This is a genomic window from Bartonella sp. CL436QHHD, assembly GCF_042195105.1.
Lineage (GTDB): Bacteria > Pseudomonadota > Alphaproteobacteria > Rhizobiales > Rhizobiaceae > Bartonella.
In genome coordinates, this window is record NZ_JBHINR010000086.1 from 1 (window position 1) to 3457 (window position 3457).

Sequence of the window (3457 nt, forward strand, 5' to 3'; positions counted from 1 at the left end):
AATAAGTCCGGTATCATCTTGCTTAACAAGATTATCACCTGTCCCATCAATGACTATATTCTCAATCTTTTTATCAAGATTTGTGAAAGAACTACTTACGCCAGTAAAGGCATCCGCAACACTCGTATAGTCCTTTTCAGCTCCATTACCATTTTTATCAAAGACCTTAACTGTAAAAGTAGGAGCACTCCAGTTTCCATCTTTATAACCAGCACCACCGCCAAAATAGCCTGCAACTACATTGCTCATGGAATAAAGTTGAGAACCATTTATCGCATCAGTGGACGCTGCTGTAATNCACTCCAGTTTCCATCTTTATAACCAGCACCACCGCCAAAATAGCCTGCAACTACATTGCTCATGGAATAAAGTTGAGAACCATTTATCGCATCAGTGGACGCTGCTGTAATCGAACCAGCCTTAACACCTGTAAGAGTCCGAACTGCATTATCAACGTTTGCAATGCTTACCTTAGTTCCACTTACTTTTCCACCAATGCTAATAAGTCCTGTATCATCTTGCTTAACAAGACTATTACTTGCCACCTTAATATTTTCAATCTTTGCATCAAGATTCGTGAAAGAACTACTTACGCCAGTAAAGGCATCCGCAACATTCATATAGTCCTTTTCAGCTCCATCACCATTTTTATCAAAGACCTTAACTGTAAAAGTAGGAGCTATCCAGTTTCCTTTTCTATCGTATCCAGCACCACCGCCAAAAGAGATCGCAGTACTGATGCCTTGGGAAAAAAGCTGAGAACCATTGACTGCATCATACGAGACTGGCGAAACCCAACCATCAGCAACACCAGTAAGAGTCCTCAATCCATGAGAGCTATTTGCGATAGTTATTCTATTACCACCTACGTCCGCACCAATTGTAATAAGTCCTGATGCATCTTGCTTAACAAACTTATCATACGTGGATTCAGCGACATAATTCTGCAAACCATACAACGCAGAAGCAACATCTCTATATATTTTACCTCTAATTATATAGGTTGGCGCAATACTTTTACGTATATTTGTACCTCCGCCAAAATACTGTTCTACATTACCCCAAAGATCACAAGCAAAAACAGGAGAAGCATTTGATAAAAAAGCAGCTACTGACACTAATGAAAGCGTTTTTATAAAAGGTAATCGATAAGACGAGCAAGAATTTTTTAAATTACTCACTGCTAGTGTGTGTGGTGTGGTATATAATATTTTTTTCATAATAAATCCTCTAAGTAAAAAAAACATATTAAAAACATTAAAAAGACATATTCCGGTGCTACTAAGCTCTAGAGGTAGTTTTTTCTTGTTTTATAAAAGATTAGGGTTGTCATAATGCGGAAGAGGACTATCTAAGATATCAATGAGGTTGTAGTCCACCTTGATTGATAGTCCGATTAATAAGGTTTATTTTCCCCTTTTAGGGGGGATTTTCTTTCTGTAGCAGAGCCTTTAAATTTAAAGGCGAAGAAAGGTGAAAGAAGTGTAGAAAAAACATGTTTGCGCGCTATTATTAAGTGTTGTGTGTTTAAGAGGCAATAAAGGATGTTTATTGCGCAAGGGAGTTAAGTTGTTTGTTGAGTAATTTAGAGCGTTTTTTGTAGGGTTATTGTGCTTTTGTCGTGAAAATAAGCGAGATACCCATGAGTTTTATATTTGTATCTCTTAAAGCTTTTTGAGATCAGACGATTGTGATTTTGTAATTTTTCCATAACTTACCGCACCCCGCTTTGCGAGAAGATTTCTAGTTTATTTTAATTAATTTTTCGCACTCTATACAGATTATTAAAAAATAGCAAGGAAAAAATAATTTAATTATTTTTTTATATTTTTATATAATGCGTCTTTCTGATTCTTGAAATAATTCTAGAATTCATAGCCTCATTGTTTACACTTTAGGCTTTTATAAAAGTGCTGGTGCATCGTTATGCTTTAAATATCCCTGTTGTGATCAAAGTGAGTCTTACTTAATCATTCCCGCTGCTACATACAAAGAAAATAATAAAAATGGAAAAAATGAGATTTTTTATTTCTTTAAGCATACCCCCTAGTGGATATTCCTATTAATAAAATTATAAACTGTACAGTTTTAAAATATTGTGCGATTACGCGTGCTCTATTAATTTATATAAAAACATCACTCTGCATTTGTAATTTTTTTTGTTAAAATGCTTCACTGTAACTAAAATTAGTCCCACTAAGATTATTATTACAGAATACATTGTTATAAAACTTTACAAGTATACTACTCTATGAGTTTCTGTGTAAAATATCACTTCTTTATAAAATTTTTACCCTTGTCTGATGAAACAAGGGCGAATGCGTTTTTTATTATTAATGCAGTGTTAAGTTTACTCCTGCACTTAACCCCCTGTAACCTCTTGCACTCGTGACAGATATATTAGAGCGAATCTTTCCATCTTCTGACATATAAACGGTTCCAATAGCTCAAGCCAATCGACTACGCCATAAACCACTACCAAAACAAAGACTTAAAGACCAAAGGATATTAAAATAACTTAAATTCGATACTTCTAAACCAACAGAGGATGCCTGTCTTGCTTCTTTCTGAGCTGTCTTAATATCACATCTTAATGCTTCAAATTTTGTATCCGTGTAAGATTTTGCATCATTAACAACATTACTCATTGCATTATACTATGGATTCAGAAAAACATTTATCTATATATTTTTTCGCATCATTAAAAACTGTCTTAATCTGCTGCTCACTGTCATGTAATTGATCACCTTTTATGGCATTATACAATCCAATAATAATCTTATCAGCAGTAGAATTATGCAAAATAAAATACCCCCTATCTTGTCATAAAAAACAATGCTGCATTCATTAATAATATTATTACAATATATTAAAAATAAATATCGATTACTCAAATAATTCCTTTTGGAGATGATAAATGATTTTTTCATATAAAATTTCATAATAAAAAATATATTTTTACTCGAAATACGCCCTTATCTTCTATTGCTATTCATTTATGATGAAAATAACTTTCCTTCTCTTTAAATGGCACATGTAACGCATTTGATAAGAGAAGGAAAATTTATTTCGAATTTTCTATTGTTAATTCAGTGTTACCCTAAATCCAGCACCTACCCCCCAATGTCCCCCAGAACTCGTTGCAGATACGTTAGAGCGAAATCTTCCATTTTCAGACATATAACCAGCACCAAGAGCAAGTGCAGATTGACTGCGCCATACACCCGTACCAAATGAAAAACTTAATTTTCCCGGTGTATCGTCATAGCTTAAATTAGATACTGCTAGACCAATAGCAGCAGCTTGTCTTGCTTCTTTCCGAACATCCTGAATAGCATAATTCAACGTCTCAAACTTCATATCCGTATAGGATTTCGACTCGTTAACAGCATCATTGACAAGACCACTAACTTTCTCATCCGTATACTTATTGGCATCTTCAAGAACTATCTTCATC

Annotated in this window: 4 protein-coding genes; all 4 read right to left on the bottom strand. The window is 34.3% G+C overall.

Annotated features, from left to right (window positions below; translation table 11 throughout):
• Positions 1–249 (bottom strand): hypothetical protein (locus ACFIKN_RS09345; protein ID WP_375658312.1); only part of this gene is annotated, 249 nt, incomplete at its 3' end.
• 20 nt (positions 250–269) lie between these two features.
• Positions 270–1220 carry a hypothetical protein gene (locus ACFIKN_RS09350; protein WP_375658313.1) on the bottom strand — a complete coding sequence of 317 codons (951 nt, stop codon included), beginning with the start codon at positions 1218–1220 and terminating at the stop codon, positions 270–272.
• Between the two features lie 1227 nt (positions 1221–2447).
• Positions 2448–2648 carry a hypothetical protein gene (locus tag ACFIKN_RS09355; RefSeq protein ID WP_273791568.1) on the bottom strand — a complete coding sequence of 67 codons (201 nt, stop codon included), beginning with the start codon at positions 2646–2648 and terminating at the stop codon, positions 2448–2450.
• A 436-nt stretch (positions 2649–3084) separates the two neighbouring features.
• A partial coding sequence (locus tag ACFIKN_RS09360; protein ID WP_375658314.1) for a YadA-like family protein occupies positions 3085–3457 on the bottom strand: 373 nt, incomplete at its 5' end.